The organism is Paraburkholderia flagellata (assembly GCF_021390645.1).
GTDB lineage: Bacteria > Pseudomonadota > Gammaproteobacteria > Burkholderiales > Burkholderiaceae > Paraburkholderia > Paraburkholderia flagellata.
Window position 1 is genome coordinate 3,102,256 of sequence record NZ_JAJEJT010000001.1, and the last position, 20,061, is coordinate 3,122,316.

16 protein-coding genes are annotated in these 20,061 nt (G+C 63.4%); all 16 read right to left on the reverse strand.

What is annotated here, in order from left to right:
- Positions 1-126 precede the first annotated feature (126 nt).
- On the reverse strand, positions 127-1,275 hold the full coding sequence (locus L0U83_RS13985; RefSeq protein WP_373321034.1) for an SLC13 family permease: 1,149 nt from the start codon (positions 1,273-1,275) through the stop codon (positions 127-129).
- A 61-nt stretch (positions 1,276-1,336) separates the two neighbouring features.
- Positions 1,337-2,224, reverse strand: a complete 888-nt coding sequence (locus L0U83_RS13990; RefSeq protein ID WP_233883457.1) for a ParB/RepB/Spo0J family partition protein — start codon at positions 2,222-2,224, stop codon at positions 1,337-1,339.
- 20 nt (positions 2,225-2,244) lie between these two features.
- The gene (locus L0U83_RS13995) at positions 2,245-3,015 is read right to left on the reverse strand and encodes a ParA family protein (RefSeq protein WP_233883458.1); all 771 of its coding nucleotides are present in this window, start codon (positions 3,013-3,015) and stop codon (positions 2,245-2,247) included.
- Positions 3,016-3,112: 97 nt separating this feature from the next.
- A complete protein-coding gene (gene rsmG / locus L0U83_RS14000; protein ID WP_233883461.1) occupies positions 3,113-3,811 on the reverse strand; it encodes a 16S rRNA (guanine(527)-N(7))-methyltransferase RsmG in 699 nt (232 codons plus the stop codon).
- Positions 3,808-5,775 (reverse strand): tRNA uridine-5-carboxymethylaminomethyl(34) synthesis enzyme MnmG, encoded by a 1,968-nt coding sequence (mnmG, locus tag L0U83_RS14005; RefSeq protein WP_233883463.1) that lies wholly within the window; start codon positions 5,773-5,775, stop codon positions 3,808-3,810. Before mnmG ends, rsmG begins: the two co-directional genes overlap by 4 nt.
- Positions 5,776-5,958: 183 nt before the next feature.
- Entirely contained in the window at positions 5,959-6,702 is a 744-nt protein-coding gene (locus L0U83_RS14010; protein ID WP_233883465.1) for an ABC transporter ATP-binding protein, read from the reverse strand.
- 2 nt (positions 6,703-6,704) lie between these two features.
- Complete coding sequence (locus L0U83_RS14015; RefSeq protein ID WP_233883467.1) at positions 6,705-8,492, reverse strand: branched-chain amino acid ABC transporter ATP-binding protein/permease; 1,788 nt, start codon at positions 8,490-8,492, stop codon at positions 6,705-6,707.
- A 4-nt stretch (positions 8,493-8,496) separates the two neighbouring features.
- The gene (locus L0U83_RS14020; protein ID WP_233883469.1) at positions 8,497-9,552 is read right to left on the reverse strand and encodes a branched-chain amino acid ABC transporter permease; all 1,056 of its coding nucleotides are present in this window, start codon (positions 9,550-9,552) and stop codon (positions 8,497-8,499) included.
- 225 nt (positions 9,553-9,777) lie between these two features.
- Complete coding sequence (locus L0U83_RS14025; RefSeq protein WP_201698419.1) at positions 9,778-10,947, reverse strand: ABC transporter substrate-binding protein; 1,170 nt, start codon at positions 10,945-10,947, stop codon at positions 9,778-9,780.
- A gap of 303 nt (positions 10,948-11,250) precedes the next feature.
- Positions 11,251-12,417: an ABC transporter substrate-binding protein gene (locus tag L0U83_RS14030; RefSeq protein ID WP_233883471.1), complete on the reverse strand. Its 1,167-nt coding sequence runs from the start codon at positions 12,415-12,417 to the stop codon at positions 11,251-11,253.
- Between the two features lie 692 nt (positions 12,418-13,109).
- Positions 13,110-14,081 (reverse strand): branched-chain amino acid ABC transporter permease, encoded by a 972-nt coding sequence (locus tag L0U83_RS14035; RefSeq protein ID WP_233883931.1) that lies wholly within the window; start codon positions 14,079-14,081, stop codon positions 13,110-13,112.
- Complete coding sequence (locus tag L0U83_RS14040) at positions 14,081-14,965, reverse strand: branched-chain amino acid ABC transporter permease (protein ID WP_158758947.1); 885 nt, start codon at positions 14,963-14,965, stop codon at positions 14,081-14,083. The genes L0U83_RS14035 and L0U83_RS14040 overlap by 1 nt, the downstream gene beginning before the upstream one ends.
- A 117-nt stretch (positions 14,966-15,082) precedes the next feature.
- Positions 15,083-16,300, reverse strand: coding sequence for an ABC transporter substrate-binding protein (locus L0U83_RS14045; protein ID WP_233883473.1), 1,218 nt, complete (start codon positions 16,298-16,300; stop codon positions 15,083-15,085).
- A gap of 109 nt (positions 16,301-16,409) precedes the next feature.
- Entirely contained in the window at positions 16,410-17,189 is a 780-nt protein-coding gene (locus L0U83_RS14050; protein ID WP_233883474.1) for an ABC transporter ATP-binding protein, read from the reverse strand.
- Positions 17,186-17,965 carry an ABC transporter ATP-binding protein gene (locus L0U83_RS14055; protein ID WP_028203291.1) on the reverse strand — a complete coding sequence of 260 codons (780 nt, stop codon included), beginning with the start codon at positions 17,963-17,965 and terminating at the stop codon, positions 17,186-17,188. Before L0U83_RS14055 ends, L0U83_RS14050 begins: the two co-directional genes overlap by 4 nt.
- Before the next feature lie 370 nt (positions 17,966-18,335).
- Positions 18,336-20,054, reverse strand: a complete 1,719-nt coding sequence (locus L0U83_RS14060; RefSeq protein ID WP_233883476.1) for a GMC family oxidoreductase — start codon at positions 20,052-20,054, stop codon at positions 18,336-18,338.
- Between the last annotated feature and the right edge of the window lie 7 nt (positions 20,055-20,061).

A 20,061-nucleotide genomic window follows, 5' to 3' on the forward strand; every position in this document is an offset into this window, starting at 1 on the left:
CGAGGGTGTGACCGGTAACTGTAAGGGACGATGCATGGAAGCAGCGATCGTCAGGAGCGCCAGGTAATTACGGAGTCATCTGGCGGGCAATCCAGAGTATGCGCCAGGATGTGAGATGAGGTGGCATCAAAAGAGATGCAGGAGCAACGCGCCGCCCAAAAAGGCCGCAATCCAGAACGGCACGGCGATCAGGTGAAACGGCAGCCACACGCCGCGCTCGCCGGAAAGGCGCACGGCAATGAGATTCGCGAGCGAGCCGATGGCGACCCCAAAGCCCCCCACGCTCACGCCGAATGCGAGCGCGCGCCAGTCGTGCGTGAAGCCCGCGAGGACAATGGCGGCCGGGACATTGCTGATAACCTGCGACAACACCGCGCCTGCGGCAAAAGCACGCATGGGCGTTTGCAGCGACAACGACGTCAGTGCGTGATGAATGGCCGGCAGCGCCGCCACGCTACGCAGAACGATGAACATCAGCACGAAGATCAGCAGCAGCAACCAGTCGATCTTGAGAACGATGCGAATGCGCCAGATCACAAATCCCGCGGCGACGGCAGCCAGCGCAACGCCTGCATGGTGCGCGTCGGCGAGCAGCACGAACGCGACGAAGAGCAAGGCCGCGACGCTCGCCAGCGCGCGATCGACGCGCTGCGGCGCGGCGTCTTTCGAGAGATCGAGTGGTGTGGCCTTGAAAAGAAAAGCGGCAAGCAGGATCAGCATCGCCATGAGAAACGCGCAAAGCGGTGCGAGCCCAACAACGAAGCGTCCGAACGACACCCCGCTGACCTGCCAGAGAAACAGATTCTGCGGGTTGCCGAGCGGCGTGAGCACGGAGCCCGCGTTCACGGCAAGCGCGATGACGATCACGAGGCGCTTGAGCGGCAGCGGCGTGAGCTTGTCGAGCGAAAGCACGAGCGGCACCACCACGAAAAGCGCCACATCGTTGGTGACGATCATCGATAGCACTGCGGCCAGCGCGACCAGCAGCAACGCGAGCCCGCGTTCCGAGTGAATGTGGTGGACGAGCTTGTGCGCGAGCCAGGTCAGCAGTCCTGAATATTCGATTGCTTTCGTCAGGATAAGCAGACCCGCGAGGGTCATCACCGTTTGCCAGTCGACGAGTGCGGGCAGCGAGGCGATGGGGCGAGGCGCATAAATCTGCAACGCCACGAACGCCACGACAAGAATCGCGAGCACGGGCTCCGATAACGCGAATGCACCGATACGGCGCAACAGGCTCAAGGGCTCTCGCGCGCCCTGCTCCGATTCACTCACCGGATTTATGCGCCGGCGCGCGCGTTTGCCACAGCGACGCGCATCACGCCCACGGCGCCCATCATTCCGCCGTTTCGCCGCGCAAACGCAGCAGAATGCCGTCGAGCGCGTCGAGATCGCCGAAGTCGACCGTGAGCTGCCCTCGCCCGCGTCGTCCGAGCTTGATCCTCACAGATGCCGCGAGCAGGTCCGACAACTCCTCTTCGAGGCGGCGCGTATCGCGGCCGCCGTCGTGCGCGGCCTTCGCCTTCACTGCCGGTGCGGCCTTCGTCGTAGCCGAAACGAGCTTCTCCGTTTCACGCACCGACATGCGCTTGTTGACCACCTGGTTCGCCAAGGTGATTTGCGTGGCAGCGTCCACGGCGAGCAGCGCACGGGCGTGACCCATGTCGAGGTCGCCGGCCAGCAGCATGGTCTGCACGGGCGCCGCAAGATTGAGCAAACGCAGCAGGTTCGACACCGCGCTGCGCGAGCGTCCCACCGACTCGGCCGCCTGTTCGTGCGTGAAGCTGAACTCGTCGAGCAGACGCTGGATGCCCTGCGCCTCTTCCAGCGGATTCAGATCCTCGCGCTGGATGTTCTCGATCAGCGCCATCGCGGCGGCGGCCTGATCGGGCACGTCCTTCACGAGCACCGGCACTTCGGTCAGCCCGGCGATGTGCGCCGCACGGAAGCGTCGCTCGCCCGCGATGATTTCGTAGCGCCCCGTCGCAATCGGGCGCACGAGAATGGGCTGCATCAAACCCTGCGCGCGGATGCTCGCGGCGAGTTCCTGGAGCGCGCCCTCGTCCATGCGCGTGCGCGGCTGGTACTTGCCGGCCTGCATCTGCGTGAGCGGCAGCGTGTTAGGCGCGCCGTCGATCTTCACCGCCTCGGTGATGTCCGCGCTGCCGCCGAGCAATGCTTCCAGCCCCCGGCCCAGCCCTTTCTTCCGTGCTACTGCATTCATCGTGCTTCCCCAGTCTCTCGTCAGAGTGCGCGCACGCGCTCGATCATTTCCGCGCCGAACTGCACGTAGGCCTGTGCGCCGCGCGAGGCGCGATCAAATACCACACCCGGCAAGCCGTAGCTGGGCGCTTCGGCAAGGCGCACGTTGCGCGGGATCACGGCGTCGAAGACCTTGTCGCCGAAGTGCTCTTTCAATTGCTCGGAAACCTGCTGCTGCAGCGTGATGCGCGGGTCGAACATGACGCGCAGAAGACCGATCACCTTCAGGTCGCGATTCATGTTCGCGTGGACCTGCTTGATCGTGTTGATGAGATCCGAGAGGCCTTCGAGCGCGAAGTATTCGCACTGCATTGGAATCACCACTCCGTGCGCGGCGCACAGACCGTTGAGCGTGAGCAGCGAGAGCGCCGGCGGGCAGTCGATGAGTACGAAGTCGTACTCGGCGTCCACTTCCGCGAGCGCAGCCTTCAGGCGCCGCTCGCGTTGCTCGACCGACACCAGTTCGACCTCGGCGCCAGCCAGCTCGCGGTTGGCCGGCAGCACGTCGTAGCCCACCTGCTCCGGCCGCATGCGCGCGACGTTCACCGTGACACCGTCGACCAGCACCTCGTACACCGTGTTCTCGCACGCGGCCTTGTCGATGCCGCTGCCCATCGTGGCGTTGCCCTGTGGGTCGAGGTCGATGAGAAGGACACGTTGTCCCTGCGATGCGAGGCTCGCGGCGAGATTGACCGTTGTCGTCGTCTTGCCGACGCCGCCCTTCTGGTTCGCAACGCAGAAGATTTTTGCCATCTTTCGTGTGTCCCTTTTACTACCTTAAGAAGTTTGCTTACGTTATGACCCAACCGCCTCACGCGCCATTCAGCCGATTGGCCATCGCCAGGCCGGTTCAGGCCGCGGCGACCGGTTCAACCGACACTTCGATCAGATGACGCTCCGCTTCGAGCATCGGCACGCTCAGGCGGATCGTATTCAGCGCCTTGGTGCCCGAAGGCAAGCGCTCGATCTCACCTTCGGGGTGCACGCCCTTCATCGCCCAGACCGCGCCGCCGTCCGCAACGAGATGACGGGCCAGTGTAACGAAATCGGCGAGATCCGCGAATGCCCGAGACACAATCAAATCGAATTTTTTCGGCACTTCCACGCCAGGACGCAGCGATTCGACTCGACCGGTCACCACCGAGAGGTTCGCGAGTCCGAGTTCAGCCTTCGCTTGCGACTGGAACGCCGACTTCTTGTGCACGATATCGTTGAGCGTGACCTGCCAGTTCGGCCTCACGATCGCGAGCACGATACCAGGCAGCCCGCCACCGGAGCCGACGTCGAGCACGGTCGCCTCGGCGCGCGCCGGCAGATGCGGCACGATCGAAAGCGAATCGAGAATGTGCTGGATCAACATCTGACGCGGATCGCGGATGGCCGTGAGGTTGTAGACGGCGTTCCACTTTGCGAGCAGCGCAACGTAGTCGAGCAACTGCACGTGCTGGCGCTCGGTGAGTTCGACACCAAGCTCCTCTACCCCACCTTTCAGCAGACGAGCCAGCGCGTCACGGTCCGCGATGCCGGGTTGCCTCGAGCGCCCCGTCATTGCGCCACCGGCGTCGAGTCGGTGCCATTTTCGTCAGTGGCTCCCGGATTCTGGCGACGGCGGCCAAGGCCGCGCTTGAGATGAACCATGAGCAGCGAGATCGCGGCAGGCGTGATGCCGGAAATGCGCGAGGCCTGGCCAATGGTCTCGGGACGGAACTGAGTCAGCTTCTGACGCGCTTCGAACGAAAGGCCGCGCACTTCCGCGTAATCGATACCTTCCGGCAGACGGGTATTTTCTTGAGCACCGTTGCGCTCGATCTCGTCGGCTTGGCGATCGATATAACCCTGATATTTGATGCCGATCTCGATCTGCTCCTTGATCTGCGCGAGCAACACTTCGTCGTCGGCAAGCGCCGTTTCCGGTGCGCAGGCGCCTTCACGCAGACCACAAACGCCGTCATAGCTCACGCCCGGACGACGCAGCAAATCTGCGAGGTTGTACTCTCGGTCAATCGACTTGCCGAGGAGTGCCGTCGCTTCTTCGGCCGACAGCGTCTTGGGATTCACCCACGTCGACTTCAGACGCTCTGTTTCACGTGAAACAGCATCGCGCTTACGTGAGAATGCGTCCCAACGAACGTCATCGATTACGCCCAGCTCGCGGCCGATCTCCGTCAACCGCATATCGGCATTGTCTTCGCGCAGGCTCAAGCGGTATTCGGCCCGGCTCGTGAACATGCGATACGGCTCGGATACGCCACGCGTCACCAAATCGTCGACCAGCACGCCGAGGTACGCCTGATCGCGGCGCGGGCACCATGCGTCCTTGCCCTGCACCTGCAGGCCCGCGTTCATGCCGGCGAGCAAGCCTTGCGCCGCCGCTTCTTCATAGCCCGTTGTGCCGTTGATCTGGCCCGCAAAAAACAAACCGTTGATTACTTTGGTTTCGAGCGACGCCTTGAGCCCGCGCGGGTCGAAGTAGTCGTATTCGATCGCGTAGCCCGGACGCAGGATGTGCGCATGCTCGAGGCCGCGCATCGAGTGCACGAGATCGAGCTGCACGTCGAACGGCAGGCTTGTGGAAATCCCGTTCGGATAGAACTCGTTCGTCGTCAGGCCTTCCGGCTCGAGGAAGATCTGATGCGATTCCTTCGAAGCGAAGCGATGAATCTTGTCCTCGATGGACGGGCAATAGCGCGGCCCTACCCCTTCGATCACGCCTGTATACATAGGCGAGCGGTCGAGACCGCCGCGGATAATGTCGTGCGTGCGCTCGTTCGTATGCGTGACCCAGCACGGAATCTGGCGCGGATGCTGCTCCGCGCGGCCGAGAAACGAGAACACCGGGACCGGATCGAGGTCGCCCGGCTGCTCTTCGAGTACCGAGAAGTCGATCGTGCGGCCGTCGATACGCGGCGGCGTGCCCGTCTTCAGGCGCCCCTGCGGCAGTTTCAGCTCCTTCAGGCGCGACGACAGCGTCACGGCAGCAGGATCGCCAGCGCGGCCGCCGGTGTAGTTGTTCAGGCCCACGTGGATCTTGCCGTCGAGGAAGGTCCCCGCCGTCAGCACGACCGCACGGCTGCGGAAGCGGATCCCCACCTGCGTGACGGCGCCAACAACGCGGTCACCTTCGACCATCAGGTCTTCCACGGCCTGCTGGAATAGCCAGAGATTCGGCTGATTCTCGAGGCGCCGGCGGATTGCCGCCTTATAAAGAATGCGGTCTGCCTGCGCACGCGTCGCCCGGACCGCCGGGCCCTTGGACGAATTGAGAATGCGGAACTGAATCCCGCCCTCGTCCGTCGCTGAGGCCATGGCGCCGCCGAGCGCGTCAACTTCTTTGACCAGATGGCCCTTGCCAATGCCGCCAATCGACGGATTGCAGCTCATCTGGCCGAGCGTTTCAATGTTGTGCGTGAGCAGGAGCGTCTTGACGCCCATGCGGGCGGCGGCAAGCGCAGCCTCGGTTCCGGCGTGACCGCCGCCGACGACGATGACGTCAAACTCTGTGGGATAAAGCATGGCGGGACCTCACGCAAGGACGGAAACGACCGCGCGAGCCTTCTCAGAAAAAGTGGTATGCGCGAATTATAACGGCTTACGGTTTAAGGCCGTTCCCACCCGAATAACGTTCCGTACATAGGCGAAAAAAAACGGCGTGTTTCACGTGAAACACGCCGCTCATTTCTACAGCGATAGACGAAGTCAGACCGGTTTCTTCGCCAACCCCAGATACGTTTCGATCACGCGCGGGTTCTGCGCCAACTCCCCCGCCGGCCCTTCGAGCGCCAGATCGCCGGTCTCCAGCACATAGCCGTAGTCGGAAATCTGCAGTGCGGCGCGCGCGTTCTGCTCGATGAGCAGCGTCGCAACGCCGGTTTGCCGCAGCGCGCTAATGATGTGGAAGATTTCCTTCACGATCAGCGGCGCCAAACCGAGGCTCGGCTCATCGAGCATCAGAAGATCGGGCTTGCCCATCAATGCGCGGCCGACTGCGAGCATCTGGCGCTCGCCACCCGAGAGCGTGCCAGCCGCCTGAGCGCGGCGTTCCTTCAAGCGCGGAAACAGCGTGAAAACCGGCTCAAGCTGATCGAGGAAATTGCGTTCACCGGCGCGCTTTCGCCGGTAGGCGCCGAGCACGAGGTTGTCTTCCACTGTCATCGAGGCAAACAACTCGCGCTTCTCCGGCACGAGACACATGCCACGCGCCACGCGCCGCTCGATCGGCAACGCGCCAACCTCTTCGCCCATATAAGCGATACGGCCACTAGCATGCCCCGTCACGGGCAGCGCGCCCATGATGGCGTTGAGCAGCGTGGACTTGCCCGCGCCGTTCGGACCGATCACAGAGACGATCTGCCCCGCGCCCACCTTGATCGCCGCCTTGTGCAGCGCTTCGATCTTGCCGTAGCGAACCGCGAGTCCAGAGACTTCCAGTACGGGTGTCATCATCATTCCACCCCGCCCAGATACGCTTCCAGCACGGCCGGATCCTTCTGTACCTCTTCCGGCAAACCTTCCGCGATGCGCGTGCCGAACTCCATCACCACCAACCGGTCGGTGAGATTCATCACGAAATCCATGTCGTGTTCGACCAGCAGCACACTCATCCCCTCTTCTCTCAGCTTGCGCAGCAATGCCGCCAACTGTTGCTTTTCCTTGTAACGCAGGCCGGCCGCCGGTTCGTCGAGCAGCAGCAAGGTCGGATCGCAGCACAGCGCGCGCGCAATCTCCAGGATCCGCTGCTGGCCGAGTGCGAGGCTGCCCGCTTCGTCATACATATGCTGCTCGAGGCCCACGCGGCGGATCTGCGTCGCCGCCTCACTCATGAGCCTCCCCTCTTCGGCCGCATTGAGTTTGGCGACACTGCGCAGCACCCCCGCATGGCCACGCAGGTGCGCGCCGATGGCGACGTTCTCGAGCACCGTCATCGTCGGCAGCAGTTTGACGTGCTGGAACGTGCGGCCGATGCCGCGCGCGACGATTTCACGTGAAGTCAGGCTGTCGATGCGCTCGCCGCGGAACGTGATCTCGCCGCTGGTCGGCTGAAGCACGCCGGTCACGAGATTGAAGGTCGTCGACTTGCCTGCGCCGTTGGGACCGATCAGGCCGATGATCTGCCCTGCCTTCACCTCGAAGCTCACGTCGTTCACGGCCACGAGGCCGCCGAACTGCTTGCGAGCCTTGTTCACCGTCAGCAGCATCTCGCCGGTGGCGGGCTTGCTGCGCTGCGGCAAAGCTTCGGCATGCTCGGGCACATGTGCCCGCGGGCCACGCGGGAAGAAGCGCGCCACGAACGGCCAGACTCCGCGCCGCGCGTATTGCAGCAACAGCACCATCAGAATGCCGAAGACGATGATCTCAAAGTTGCCGTTCTCGCCTAGCAGCTTGGGAAGCAGCGTTTGCAGCCAGTCCTGCAGCACGGTCAGGATCGCTGCGCCCAGTACGGCGCCCCAGACGTGCGCCACGCCGCCCACCACGGCCATGAAGAGATATTCGATGCCGTGATTCAGACCGAACGGCGTCGGGTTCACCGCACGCTGCAAATGCGCGTACAGGAAGCCCGAAACGGCTGCTAGCACGGCCGCATAGACGAAAATCACGACACGCATCCAGCCCGTGTTCACGCCCATTGCCTCGGCCATCATGCCGCCGCCGCGCAGCGCGCGAATCGCCCGGCCCATGCGGCTATTAAGCAGATTTTGAACAGAGATCACCGACAGGAGCACCACGACCCAGATCAGGTAGTAGATATGGCGCCCCGACTCCAGATCGATGCCCAGCACGTTCAGCACGGGAATGCCGTTGATGCCGTCGTACTTGCCGAGCATGTCGAGATTGCCGAACAGGAAGAACAGTGCGAGGCCCCAGGCGATCGTGCCGAGCGGCAGGAAGTGGCCCGACAGACGCATCGTGACGAGCCCCAGAACGAGCGCCACGAGCCCCGTGATCACCACGCCGACAATGAGCGCCAACCACGGCGAAACGCCGTACTGCGTCGTCAGATACGCGGTCGCATACGCGCCGAGCCCGACGAACGCGGCCTGCCCGAAGCTCGTCATCCCGCCGATGCCGGTGAGCAGCACGAGCCCGATCGCGACGATCGAATACAGGCCGATATAGTTGAGCAGCGTGATCCAGTACTCGGGCACGTGCACCGGATGCGGCAGCACCGGCAACGCGAACATCACCACGAGGAACAGCCAGAAGAAGCGGTTGTGCATGACGAATCGTTTCATCGCATCACTCCTCTTCCTCTTCGGCGTGCGGCGTCGAGAGCGAGCGCCACAGCAGCACCGGGATGATCAGCGTGAACACGATCACTTCCTTATAAGAGCTCGCCCAGAACGACGAGTAGGACTCCAGCAGGCCCACGAGCACGGAGCCTGCCGCAGCCAGCGGATAGCTCACCAGGCCGCCGATAATGGCCCCTACGAAGCCCTTGAGGCCGATCAGGAAGCCCGAGTCGTAGTAGATGGTGGTGAGCGGCGAGACGAGAATGCCGCACAGCGCGCCGAGGCCTGCGGCGAGCGTGAACGCGAGCCGCCCGGCCTGCGTGGTGCCGATGCCGACGAGCCGCGCTCCAAGCCGGTTCACCGACGTCGCACGCAGCGCCTTGCCCGAAATCGTGCGGTCGAAATATAGATACAGCGCGACGATCAACACGGCTGCCGTGCCGATCACCCACAGGCTTTGCCCCGAGATCGAAAGGCTGCCGATGTTGAACGTGGCGTCGGAGAACGCGTTCGTGCGCGAGCCTTCCGCGCCGAACATCACGAGCCCGAGGCCCACCATCGCGAAGTGCACGGCCACCGCTACGATCAGCAGCAGCAGCGTGGTCGCTTCGGCGATAGGCTCATACGCGAGGCGATAGACGAACGGCCCCATCGGCACCACGATCGCGAGCGTGAGCGCGATCTGCACGAGCATGGGCAACGGCTGGCTCGCTACCCCGCGCGTCACCGCATAGAGCGCGATGGGAAAGAGCAGATACTTGCCCGCAAGCGTCACGAGCGTGCGCGCCGCGTGGCGCCGCCGTTCGGCGTGACGCACGAGCCCGGCGGTCTCGACGACGAAGCACGCCGCGCCGAGCGCGACGAGCAGCCAGCAGGTGGCCGGAAACTTCTGCGACTGCAGCGCGGCGAGCGTCAGCGCGCCATACGAAACGAATTCTCCCTGCGGAATGAAGATCACCCGCGTGACGGAGAACACCAGCACCAAGGCAAGCGCGAGCAGCGCGTAGATCGCACCGGTGGTGATGCCGTCCTGCGCGAGGATCGCGGCGATCGATAAATCCATACTCCCCTCTTCCTGAGACCTTCTGGAACCTGGAAAAACAGCGACGTCGAAAAAACGGAAATGCTCGCGTGAACCGTCAGTGGCGCGGTTTGGACTTCATGTGTGAAAAGCCGGCGCGCAGCGATGAAGCCGCGCACCGGTCATGATTGTCAGTGGCCAGAATGACGCCGTGACACGCGCGTGTGTTTCACGGGAAAACGCGCGCGCTTTCCCGTGCGCCGCACGTCATTCGCTCTGCAGCTTCCACTTGTTGTTGACGATCTCTACGATCACCCGCGCGCGCTGATCGAGGCCCGCATGATCCGTCGCGCTCATGTTGAAGATGCCGTGCGCGCCCGCTACGTCCTGCGAGTTTTCAAGCGCGGCGCGCAGCGCCACGCGGAATGCCTCGGTGCCAGGCTGCCCCGCCTTCAGTGCGACCGGAATCGCGCGCTGGAGCAACTGGCCGGCGTCCCACGCATGGCCGCCGAAGGTAGCCACCGTGCCGACGCCGTAGGCCTTCTCATAGGCCGCCTTGTAGGCCAGCGCCGACTTCTTCACAGGGTTCGAATCGGGCAGTTGGTCAGCCACGAGAATCGGGCCTGCGGGCAGCAGTTCGCCTTCGCAATCCTTGCCGCAGACACGCAGGAAGTCGTTGTTCGCCACACCGTGCGTCTGATAGACCTTGCCCTTGTAGCCGCGATCCTTGAGCGTCGTTGCGGGCAGCGCCGCAGGCGTGCCGGAACCTGCGATCAAAATCGCATCGGGGTTCGCCGACATCAGCTTGAGCGCCTGGCCCGTCACCGACGAGTCCGTGCGGTTATAGCGCTCGCTCGCCACGATCTTGAGGTTGTGCTTCGCGGCCGCGCTGGTGAACTCCTTGAGCCAGCTGTCGCCATAGGCGTCGGTGAAGCCGATGAAGCCCACCGTCTTCACGCCTTGCTTCTCCATGTAGCCCGCAAGCGCGTCGGCCATCAGGCTGTCGTTCTGCGGCGTCTTGAAGGCCCACTGACGCTTCGCGTCGATCGGCTCGACGATCGCGGCGGATGCAGCGAGCGAGATCATCGGCGTCTTGCCCTGCGCGACGACGTCGAGCATCGCGAGCGAGTTCGGCGTGACCGACGAGCCGATGATGGCGTCCACGTGGTCTTCGTCGATCAGCTTGTGCGTGTTCTGCACGGCCTTGCTCGTGTCCGAGGCATCGTCGAGCACGATGTACTCCACGCTCTTGCCCGCAATCTCCTTGGGCAGCAGCGCGATGGTGTTCTTCTCGGGAATGCCGAGCGACGCCGCCGGCCCCGTTGCCGAGAGCGTCACGCCAATCTTCACCTGCGCGGCGGCTACGCCCGCCGTGCCCATCAGCGCCGCTGCGAGTCCGGCACTAATCGAGCTCAAAACCCACTTCTTCGTTTTCATTGCGCGTCTCCAAACGCTTGGTCTGCGTGTTGTCGATTGATCCTGCGCCGATTACTACGATGTTCGTAAATCGGCGCTGGCCTTTGAGTGTAGTAATCGGGATCGCGCGTGTAATGCATGGTTTTCCCTGCCTGCGGCGCCGCACAAGCCGCCGCATGTCAGGGTGCGCTCTCCGCTTTATCGACTGCTGAACTGCTGTACTGCCCTGCCCCCCTGCTGCTGTGAAGCCGTTGTAACGGCAACAAAAAAGGCACCTCAAACGAGCGTGCCTTTTTCGTGTTCCGTGTGTCATTCAGCCGACGCTCAATCGCCGGCGAGTTTCCACTTGCCGCCGACGATCTCCACCATCACGCGGGCACGCTGGTCAAGGCCCGCATGGTCCGTCGCGCTCATGTTGAAGATGCCGTGCGCACCCGCCACAGCGTGCGAGCTTTCGAGCGCGGCGCGCAGCGCTTCACGGAATGCCTTCGTGCCCGGCTGACCGGCCTTCAGCGCGACCGGAATCGCATGCGCAAGCAAGAGGCCCGCGTCCCACGCGTGACCGCCGAAGGTCGAGATCGAGCCAGTGCCATAGGCCTTTTCATACGCAGCCTTGTATGCGAGCGCCGATTGCTTGACGGGATTCGAATCCGGCAGTTGATCGGCGACCAGCAGCGGTCCGGCGGGTAGATACGTGCCGTCGCAGTCCTTGCCGCACACGCGCAGGAAGTCGTTGTTGGCCACGCCGTGCGTCTGATAGTACTTGCCCGCGTAGCCGCGCTCCTTGAGCGTTTTCTGCGGCAGCGCGGCCGGCGTGCCCGCACCCGCGATGAGCACCGCGTCGGGGTGCTGCGAGATCATCTTGAGCACCTGGCCCGTGACGGAGGCGTCGTTACGCGCGAAGCGCTCGCTCGCGACCACCTTGATGTTTTGCTTCGCGGCCGCTGCGCTGAATTCCTTGTACCAGCTCTCGCCATAGGCGTCGGCGAATCCGATGAAAGCCACCGTCTTCACGCCGTGCGCGGCCATGTGCTGCGCAATGGCGCCGGCCATCAGCGCGTCGTTCTGCGGCGTCTTGAAAACCCACGAGCGCTTGGCGTCCATCGGTTCGACGATGGAGGCCGCGGCGGCCATGGAGATCATCGGCGTGGACGTTTCAGCGGCCACGTCGATCATGGCGAGCGAGTTGGGCACGACGGTCGAGCCGATCAAGGCGTCGACGTGATCTTCGCTCGTGAGCTTGCGCGCGTTCTTCACCGCCTGTGTGGAATCCGTGGCGTCGTCGAGCACGATGTATTCGACTTTCTGGCCCGCGATTTCCTTCGGCAGCAGCGCAACCGTGTTCTTTTCCGGAATGCCGAGCGAGGCAGCCGGCCCCGTAGCCGACAGCGTCACGCCGATCTTCACATCTGCATACGCCCCGCCGGCGGTCGCCGCGAGCACCCCGGTCGCGACGCAAGCCGCCCCTACCCAACGCAAAACCAACTGCATCTCCACTCCTTCGATATTCGTTTTCTTTATTGCTGCGGATTTTGTGGCGCTCCGCTGCCGATTACCTCATGCGCAAATCGATAATCCGCTGCGGGAAATCAACGCAGAAATGCTGACCGCATGGTCGGTGATTGGCGAGTGTAGCGGTCTGCGTATTCAGATGGCAAGTGCTTTCCATCTGCTTACAGCGAGAAGAATTACGCGCGCAGTTTGCGTAATGTGCAAACGCTTATGCAGTGGAGGGAAGCCGGCCGTGCGGCCTGATTTGCGTAATTTGGAAAGGGATAATCTGCGCGTGCGAAGGGGCGTAAATCGTACGCCGGGCGTAGGAAAAAAATAATCGCCGCGTCGTTGAAAGAAAGCGAGTAGAAATATAAAAAGCGCTGTTGGACTCTCATCCAACAGCGCTTCCTTGTCCGGGCACTTGGTGCCTCAGTTGTCTCCTCGTTCTCCACCTGCAAATTCGGTGCATCAGAACTAGGTGCAACTTTAAACTTCACCCCCCTCAGCAGCAACTAGCATTTACCCTAGTGGTGCAGTGCGGCACCGATTTGGGGCGCGGAGCCACAGATTTGTCGCACGGCGGACCGCTGCGGCATGCCGCAACGCGACATGTTTGCCTGGCTTTGCGGGTTCGGTGCGAGGGACGCTCATTCTATCGCAGTCCAGAGCAGTCCCGGCACGCCGGCTCGTCACGCGCGCAAGGGCCGCACGCGCGCCACGATCTCGCCAACAATGCCGCGCCGGAACGCCAGCACGCAGGCAATGAAGATGATGCCCGTGACGATCGTTGTGGACTCACCGAGTGAGCGGAACCACTCCACGCCCGTCCCTCTCGCGAGCGCCGTGCCGATGTCACCGAGCCGGTCTTCCAGCGCGACGATCAGCGTGGCGCCCAGCAGCGGCCCGAACAGCGTGCCCATGCCGCCCACGAGCGTCATGAGGATCACGAGGCCGGACATGGTCCAGTACGCGTCACCAAGCGTTTCGAAGCCGAGCACGAGCACCTTGAGCGCACCGGCCAGGCCCGCGAGCCCCGCCGACAACACGAACGCGAGCAGCTTGAAACGGTCGGTGTCGTAGCCGAGCGAAACCGCGCGCGGCTCGTTTTCCTTGATCGCGACGAGCACTTGCCCGAACGGCGAATGCACGATGCGCACGATCAGACCAAACGCCAGCACCATCACGACGAGGACGGCATAGTAGAGCGTGAGATCGGAACCGAGCGAAAGCACACCGAACAGCTTGCCGCGCGGCACGCCTTGCAGACCGTCCTCGCCATGCGTAAACGGCGCCTGCAGGAACACGAAGTAGACCATCTGCGCGAGCGCGAGCGTGACCATCGAGAAGTAGATGCCCTGCCGGCGAATCGCGAAGATGCCAACCACGAGCCCGAGCAACGTCGCCACCGCAGTGCCCGCGAGCACGCCCAGTTCGGGCGTGAAATTGAGCGACTGAATCGCGTAGCCGGCCGTATAACCTGCGCTCGCGAGAAACATCGCGTGACCGAACGAGAGCAGGCCTGTGTAGCCGATCAGCAGGTTGAAGGCCGCGGCAAAGAGCGCAAAGCACAGCACCTTCATGACGAAGAGCGGATAGGCACCTGCAAACGGCGCGACGATCAGCCCGATCAGCAACAACCCATAGAGCGCTTTTCTTTGCATCATCGTTCCTTGCCGAAGAGGCCAGCGGGGCGAATCAGCAGCACGATCGCCATGATTACGAACACCACGGTCGCGGAGGCCTCGGGCCAGAAAACCCGCGTGAAGCCCTCGATCACGCCGAGCATGAGGCCCGTGAGGATCGACCCCATGATCGACCCCATGCCGCCGATCACGACCACGGCGAACACGGTGATGATCATCGACTGCCCCATGAGCGGCGACACCTGGATCACGGGCGCGGCCAGCACGCCCGCGAACGCCGCGAGCGCGACGCCAAAGCCGTAGGTGAGCGTGATCATGAGCGGCACGTTGATGCCAAACGCTTCGACGAGCTTGGGATTCTCCGTTCCCGCGCGCAGATACGCGCCCAGACGCGTCTTTTCGATCACGAACCAGGTGGCGAAGCACACGGCGAGCGAAGCCACCACCACCCATGCGCGATAGTTCGGCAGATACATGAAGCCGAGGTTGGTCGCGCCTGCGAGCAGATCGGGCACGTCATAGGGCTGCCCCGACGAACCGTAGATTGAGCGAAACACGCCTTCCACCACGAGCGTGAGCCCGAATGTGAGCAGGAGTCCGTACAGATGATCGAGCCGATAGAGCCAGCGCAGCATCGTGCGCTCGATCACGATGCCGAACGCTCCGACCACGAGCGGAGCGACGACGAGCATCACCCAGTACGGCAGATTGAAGTACGCGAGCCCCATCCACGTGAGCATCGCGCCCAGCATGAACAACGCGCCGTGAGCGAAGTTGATCACGTTGAGCATGCCGAAGATCACCGCGAGGCCAAGGCTCAGGATCGCGTAGAACGAGCCGTTCACGAGCCCAAGGAGCAACTGGCTCAGCATTGCCGGAAGCGGAATGCCAAAAATCATCATGAAAGCCGCCCATCGAGGCATTAACGCATTGACGGATTACGCAATCATGCCGCGCCCGGCGCACCAACCTCGGAGCGCCGGGCGCGGCATACGACTGCGGCATTTACGCGCTCGCGCTTACTTCCACAGCGCGCACTTGCTCTCCTGCTTCGTCGTGTAGGCCTGCTCGCCCGGGATCGTCTGCAGCACCTTGTAGTAGTCCCACGGCTTCTTCGACTCGGAAGGCTTCTTTACCTCGACCAGATACATGTCGTGAATCAGTACGCCGTCCTGGCGGATATAGCCGCCCTTGGTATAGAAGTCGTTGACCTTCGTCTTCTTCAGTTGCTCCATGACCTTGTCGGAATCGGTCGTGCCGGCCGCCTGCACCGCCTTCAGATACGTCGTTACCGCCGAGTAGTCAGCTGCCTGCAGCTCGGACGGCATCTTCTTCGTCTGGTCGAAGTAGCGCTGCGCCCACTTGCGCGTGTCGTCGTTCTGGTCCCAGTACCAGCCGGTCGTCAGCACGAGGCCCTGCGTGGTGTCGAGCCCGAGGCTATGCACGTCGGGCAGGAACATCAGCAGCGCCGCGGTCTTCATCGACTTGTTGATGCCGAATTCCTTCGCGGCCTTGATCGCGTTGACCGTGTCGCCGCCCGCGTTCGCGAGGCCGAGAATCTGCGCCTTCGACGACTGCGCCTGCAGCAGGAACGACGAGAAGTCCGACGCCGAAAGCGGATGGCGCACTTCGCCGAGCACCTGGCCGCCGTTCGCCTTCACGACGTCCGCGGTGTTCTTCTCGAGCGACTTGCCGAACGCGTAGTCGGCGGTCAGGAAGAACCAGGTCTTGCCGCCCTGCTTGAGCACCGCGAGGCCCGTGCCCTTCGCGAGCGCCACCGTGTCGTAACCGTAGTGGACGGTGTACGGCGTGCATTGCTCGTTCGTCAGCGCGTCCGTGCCCGCGCCCGTGTTGAAGTACACCTTCTTCTTCTCTTGCGCGACCTGGTTCATTGCCAGCGCCGTTGCCGAGTTCGTGCCACCGAGCAGCATGGTGAGCCCGTCACGGTCGAACCATTCGCGCGCCTTCGAAGCGGCGATGTCGGCCTTGTTCTGGTGATCGGCATACTCGATCTGGATCGGCTTGCCGAGCACCTTGCCGCCGAAGTCCGCGACCGCCATCTTGATCGCCGTGAGGCCGCCCTGGCCGTCGTCGTCGGCGTACAGGCCGGACATGTCCGTGATGAAGCCGATCTTCACCGCGTCGTCGGCGGCCTGCGCGCTTCCCGCGCTGAACGCCATCGCAGCTGCCGAGGCGGCAAATAGGCCCGCGAGCCGCGCGAACGTGGTTTTCTTCATTGCAGTCTCCTTCCTTGGTTGCGTAGTTATTCAGGAACACTCCATGAACTCTGGAGGCAAAACGATTCGCGCGGCGAGCGTGCCACGCCGCGCAAAACCAGACCGAAAATTAAACGCCCAGCAGGTCGTGCAGCACCGGCATCTTCCCCTCGAGCTCGGCAGTGCCGAAGTGCTCGACGATGCGCCCGTGCTCCATCACGTAAAAGCGGTCCGCAAGCGGCGCCGCGAAGCGGAAGTTCTGTTCAACCATGACAATCGTGTAGCCGCGCGCCTTCAGGGTGAGGATCATGCGCGCGAGCGTTTGAACGATCACCGGCGCGAGACCTTCCGATATCTCGTCGAGCAACAGCAGATTCGCGCCCGTGCGCAGAATGCGCGCCACGGCCAGCATCTGCTGCTCGCCGCCGGAAAGCCGCGTGCCCTGGCTGTTGCGCCGTTCGGCGAGATTGGGGAACATCGCGTAGATCTCGTCGAGCGACATGCCCTCGGCCAACTGCGCCCTCTTCTCACCCTTTGCACCGATATGCGGCGGCAGCAGCAGATTTTCTTCGCACGAGAGGCTCGAGAAAATGCCGCGCTCCTCGGGGCAATAGCCCACGCCGCAGTGCGCGATGCGATAGGTGGGCATCTGGATCGTCTCGCGCCCGCCAATGCGGATCGACCCGGTGCGCCGCCCGGTGAGTCCCATGATTGCGCGCAACGTGGTGGTGCGGCCCGCGCCATTGCGCCCGAGCAGCGTCACGACCTCCCCGCGCCCGACGGATAGATCCACGCCGTGCAGGATGTGCGACTCGCCGTACCACGCCTGCAGTCCCGCAATCTCCAGCGCATTCGCGCTATCGGCCGCGCCCGCGGCGGCGGCCGTCTCGCGTTCGGTGACCGTGTTCATGCGTGCGCCCCCGTGAGCGCCGCGTCCGCGCTGCCCATATAGGCTTCGGCGACGAGCGGGTTCTTCGAGACTTCGGCGTAGCTGCCTTCAGCGAGCACCTCGCCGCGCTGTAGCACCGTGATGGTGTCGGAGATGCCGGCAATCACGTTCATGTTGTGCTCGACCATGAGGATCGTGCGGCCACTCGATACTTTCTTGATGAGCGCCGTTACGCGGTCGACGTCTTCGTGGCCCATGCCCTGGGTCGGTTCGTCGAGCAGCATCAGTTCGGGTTCCATGGCGAGCGTCGTGGCGATTTCCAGAGCGCGCTTGCGGCCATAGGCGAGTTCGACCGTCGGCACATCGGCGAAATCGGTGAGGCCCACTTGCGTGAGCAGATCCATGGCGCGGTCGTTCAGCTCGGCCAGCGTGCGTTCGCTCTTCCAGAAGTGGTAGGCGGTGCCGAGCGAGCGCTGCAGCCCCACGCGCACGTTCTGGAGCGCCGTGAGGTGCGGAAACACGGCCGAAATCTGGAACGAGCGGATGATGCCGCGCCGCGCGATCTGCGCGGGCCGCTCATGCGTGATGTCGATGCCGTTGAAGACGATGCGCCCCGCGCTGGGCACGAGGAATTTGGTGAGGAGATTGAAGCAAGTGGTCTTGCCTGCGCCGTTCGGTCCGATCAGCGCATGGATCGAGCCGCGGCACACGCGCAGGTTCACGCCGTTCACGGCCGTGAAGCCCTTGAACTGTTTCGTGAGGTCGCGCGTCTCCAGAATCGTGTCGCCGAGAATCATGTCCCCTTCCGAGCGTGGTAAGGCGTAACACTGCAGACCGTCCGTGACTTGTGGTGCACGGTGAGGTCCGGCGCGGACGTGGCGGCGCGCCTCCCGATGCGCGCAACGCGCGCCTGCCGACTTCGCGTCATTGTCTCGCCAATGATGCAGCGCAATCATTGGGATTTGCACTTAAGGGAGCGCCACAAGGACAGCGAACGTTTCAATCGACAGTTGACGACAGTTTGATGAAAAATACGCGCATGTTAGCCGCACGATCGGCGCAAACCCACGTCTGACGGACGTACAGAAACTCGCGCGTGGAAGCGTTTCCGCGCGCGTCTAATAACTTTGCCAAAACGACGCTATCTTGCGGCGTCGCTCCATGCCCTCAGGCGGTCGTCAACGTCGCACTGGCGGCGGCCTCCGTTTGCGCACGCGCACCCTCGCGACGATCGGCGCGCAGCATCTCGGCGGCGCGCTCCGCGATCATCAGTGTCGGCGAATTCGTGTTGCCCGAAGTAATGGTCGGCATGACCGAGGCGTCCACCACGCGCAGGCCCTCCACGCCGCGCACGCGCAGGCGCGCGTCGACCACGGCGTCTGGATCGTCGGCGCGGCCCATGCGGCATGTGCCGACCGGGTGAAAGATCGTCGTGCCGACGTTGCCCGCCGCCTCACGCAGTTCCTGCTCGCTCTGAAATGCGAGCCCGGGCAGGATCTCGTGCGGCTCGTAACGCGCGAGCGCGGCGGACGCCGCGATGCGCCGCGTCAGGCGTATCGAGTTGGCGGCAACGCGCAGGTCGTGATCGGTCGAAAGATAATTGGGCGCGATCGCGGGCGCCTGCGCAGGGTCCGCCGAAACCGCGTGGATACTGCCGCGCGACGTGGGCCGCAGATTGCACACCGACGCCGTGAACGCGTTGAAGCGATGCAGCGGCTCGCCGAAGCGATCGAGCGACAGCGGCTGCACGTGATACTGGAGGTCGGGCCGCGTGAGCGCGGGATCGTCAGGGTCCGATTTCGCGAACGCGCCGAGCTGCGAGGGCGCCATCGACATCGGCCCGCTCTGGAAGAACGCGTACTGCATGCCGATCATCAGCTTGCCCCACCAGTGCGCGGAAAGCGTGTTGAGCGTGCGCACGCCGTTCACGCGAAACGCCATGCGCAATTGCAGATGGTCCTGAAGATTCTCGCCCACGCCGCGCAGATCCTGCACGACGCCAATACCGAGCTGCGCGAGCCGCTGTGGGTCGCCGATCCCGGATAGCTCGAGCAGTTGCGGCGAATTCACGGCGCCGGCGCTCAGGATGACTTCGCAACGCGCACGCGCGACGTAATCCACATCGCCGCGATATTCCACGCCCACGCAACGCTTGCCTTCGAAAATCACGCGCTGCGTGAGCGCGCCGGTGACGACCGTCAGGTTGGGCCGCTTCATCGCCGCGCGCAAGAACGCCTTCGACGCGTTCCAGCGCACGCCGCGCTTCTGGTTCACCTCGAAATAGCCCACGCCGCTGTTGTCGCCGCGATTGAAGTCGTCGGTGGCGGCAATGCCCTGCTCCTGTGCCGCGTGCGCGAACGATTCGAGAATTTGCCACCGCAGGCGCTGCTTCTCCACACGCCATTGGCCGCCCGCGCCGTGAAACTCGCTCGCACCGCTGTGATGGTCTTCGCTGCGACGGAACACAGGCAGCACGCTGTCCCACGACCAGGTGGAATCGCCGGTCTCACGCGCCCAGTTGTCGTAGTCTTCGCGCTGGCCACGCATGTAGATCATGCCGTTGATCGACGACGACCCGCCGAGCACGCGCCCGCGCGGATACGAAAGCGCGCGTCCGTTGAGGCCTTTTTCGGCGGCGGTCTTGTAGAGCCAGTCCGTGCGCGGATTGCCGATGCAATACAGGTAGCCGACGGGAATGTGGATCCAGTGATAGTCATCGGTGCCGCCCGCTTCGATGAGCAGCACGGAAACGTCCGCGTCTTCGGTCAGACGATTGGCGAGCACGCAGCCCGCGGTGCCCGCTCCAACGATCACGTAGTCGAATTCGCCTTCGAGGCGGCGAGAGGACGCGCCGCGTGCTCCTTGTGCTTCAGCCGATGCAGGCATGATGTGT

Bases quoted from the DNA above. Each gene is read 5' to 3' on its own strand.
- L0U83_RS13990 (WP_233883457.1), bottom strand. From the start codon at position 2,224: ATGAATGCAGTAGCACGGAAGAAAGGGCTGGGCCGGGGGCTGGAAGCA.
- L0U83_RS13995 (WP_233883458.1), bottom strand. From the start codon at position 3,015: ATGGCAAAAATCTTCTGCGTTGCGAACCAGAAGGGCGGCGTCGGCAAG.
- rsmG (WP_233883461.1), bottom strand. From the start codon at position 3,811: ATGACGGGGCGCTCGAGGCAACCCGGCATCGCGGACCGTGACGCGCTG.
- mnmG (WP_233883463.1), bottom strand. From the start codon at position 5,775: ATGCTTTATCCCACAGAGTTTGACGTCATCGTCGTCGGCGGCGGTCAC.
- L0U83_RS14010 (WP_233883465.1), bottom strand. From the start codon at position 6,702: ATGACACCCGTACTGGAAGTCTCTGGACTCGCGGTTCGCTACGGCAAG.
- L0U83_RS14015 (WP_233883467.1), bottom strand. From the start codon at position 8,492: ATGAAACGATTCGTCATGCACAACCGCTTCTTCTGGCTGTTCCTCGTG.
- L0U83_RS14020 (WP_233883469.1), bottom strand. From the start codon at position 9,552: ATGGATTTATCGATCGCCGCGATCCTCGCGCAGGACGGCATCACCACC.
- L0U83_RS14025 (WP_201698419.1), bottom strand. From the start codon at position 10,947: ATGAAAACGAAGAAGTGGGTTTTGAGCTCGATTAGTGCCGGACTCGCA.
- L0U83_RS14030 (WP_233883471.1), bottom strand. From the start codon at position 12,417: ATGCAGTTGGTTTTGCGTTGGGTAGGGGCGGCTTGCGTCGCGACCGGG.
- L0U83_RS14035 (WP_233883931.1), bottom strand. From the start codon at position 14,081: ATGCAAAGAAAAGCGCTCTATGGGTTGTTGCTGATCGGGCTGATCGTC.
- L0U83_RS14040 (WP_158758947.1), bottom strand. From the start codon at position 14,965: ATGATGATTTTTGGCATTCCGCTTCCGGCAATGCTGAGCCAGTTGCTC.
- L0U83_RS14045 (WP_233883473.1), bottom strand. From the start codon at position 16,300: ATGAAGAAAACCACGTTCGCGCGGCTCGCGGGCCTATTTGCCGCCTCG.
- L0U83_RS14050 (WP_233883474.1), bottom strand. From the start codon at position 17,189: ATGAACACGGTCACCGAACGCGAGACGGCCGCCGCCGCGGGCGCGGCC.
- L0U83_RS14055 (WP_028203291.1), bottom strand. From the start codon at position 17,965: ATGATTCTCGGCGACACGATTCTGGAGACGCGCGACCTCACGAAACAG.
- L0U83_RS14060 (WP_233883476.1), bottom strand. From the start codon at position 20,054: ATGCCTGCATCGGCTGAAGCACAAGGAGCACGCGGCGCGTCCTCTCGC.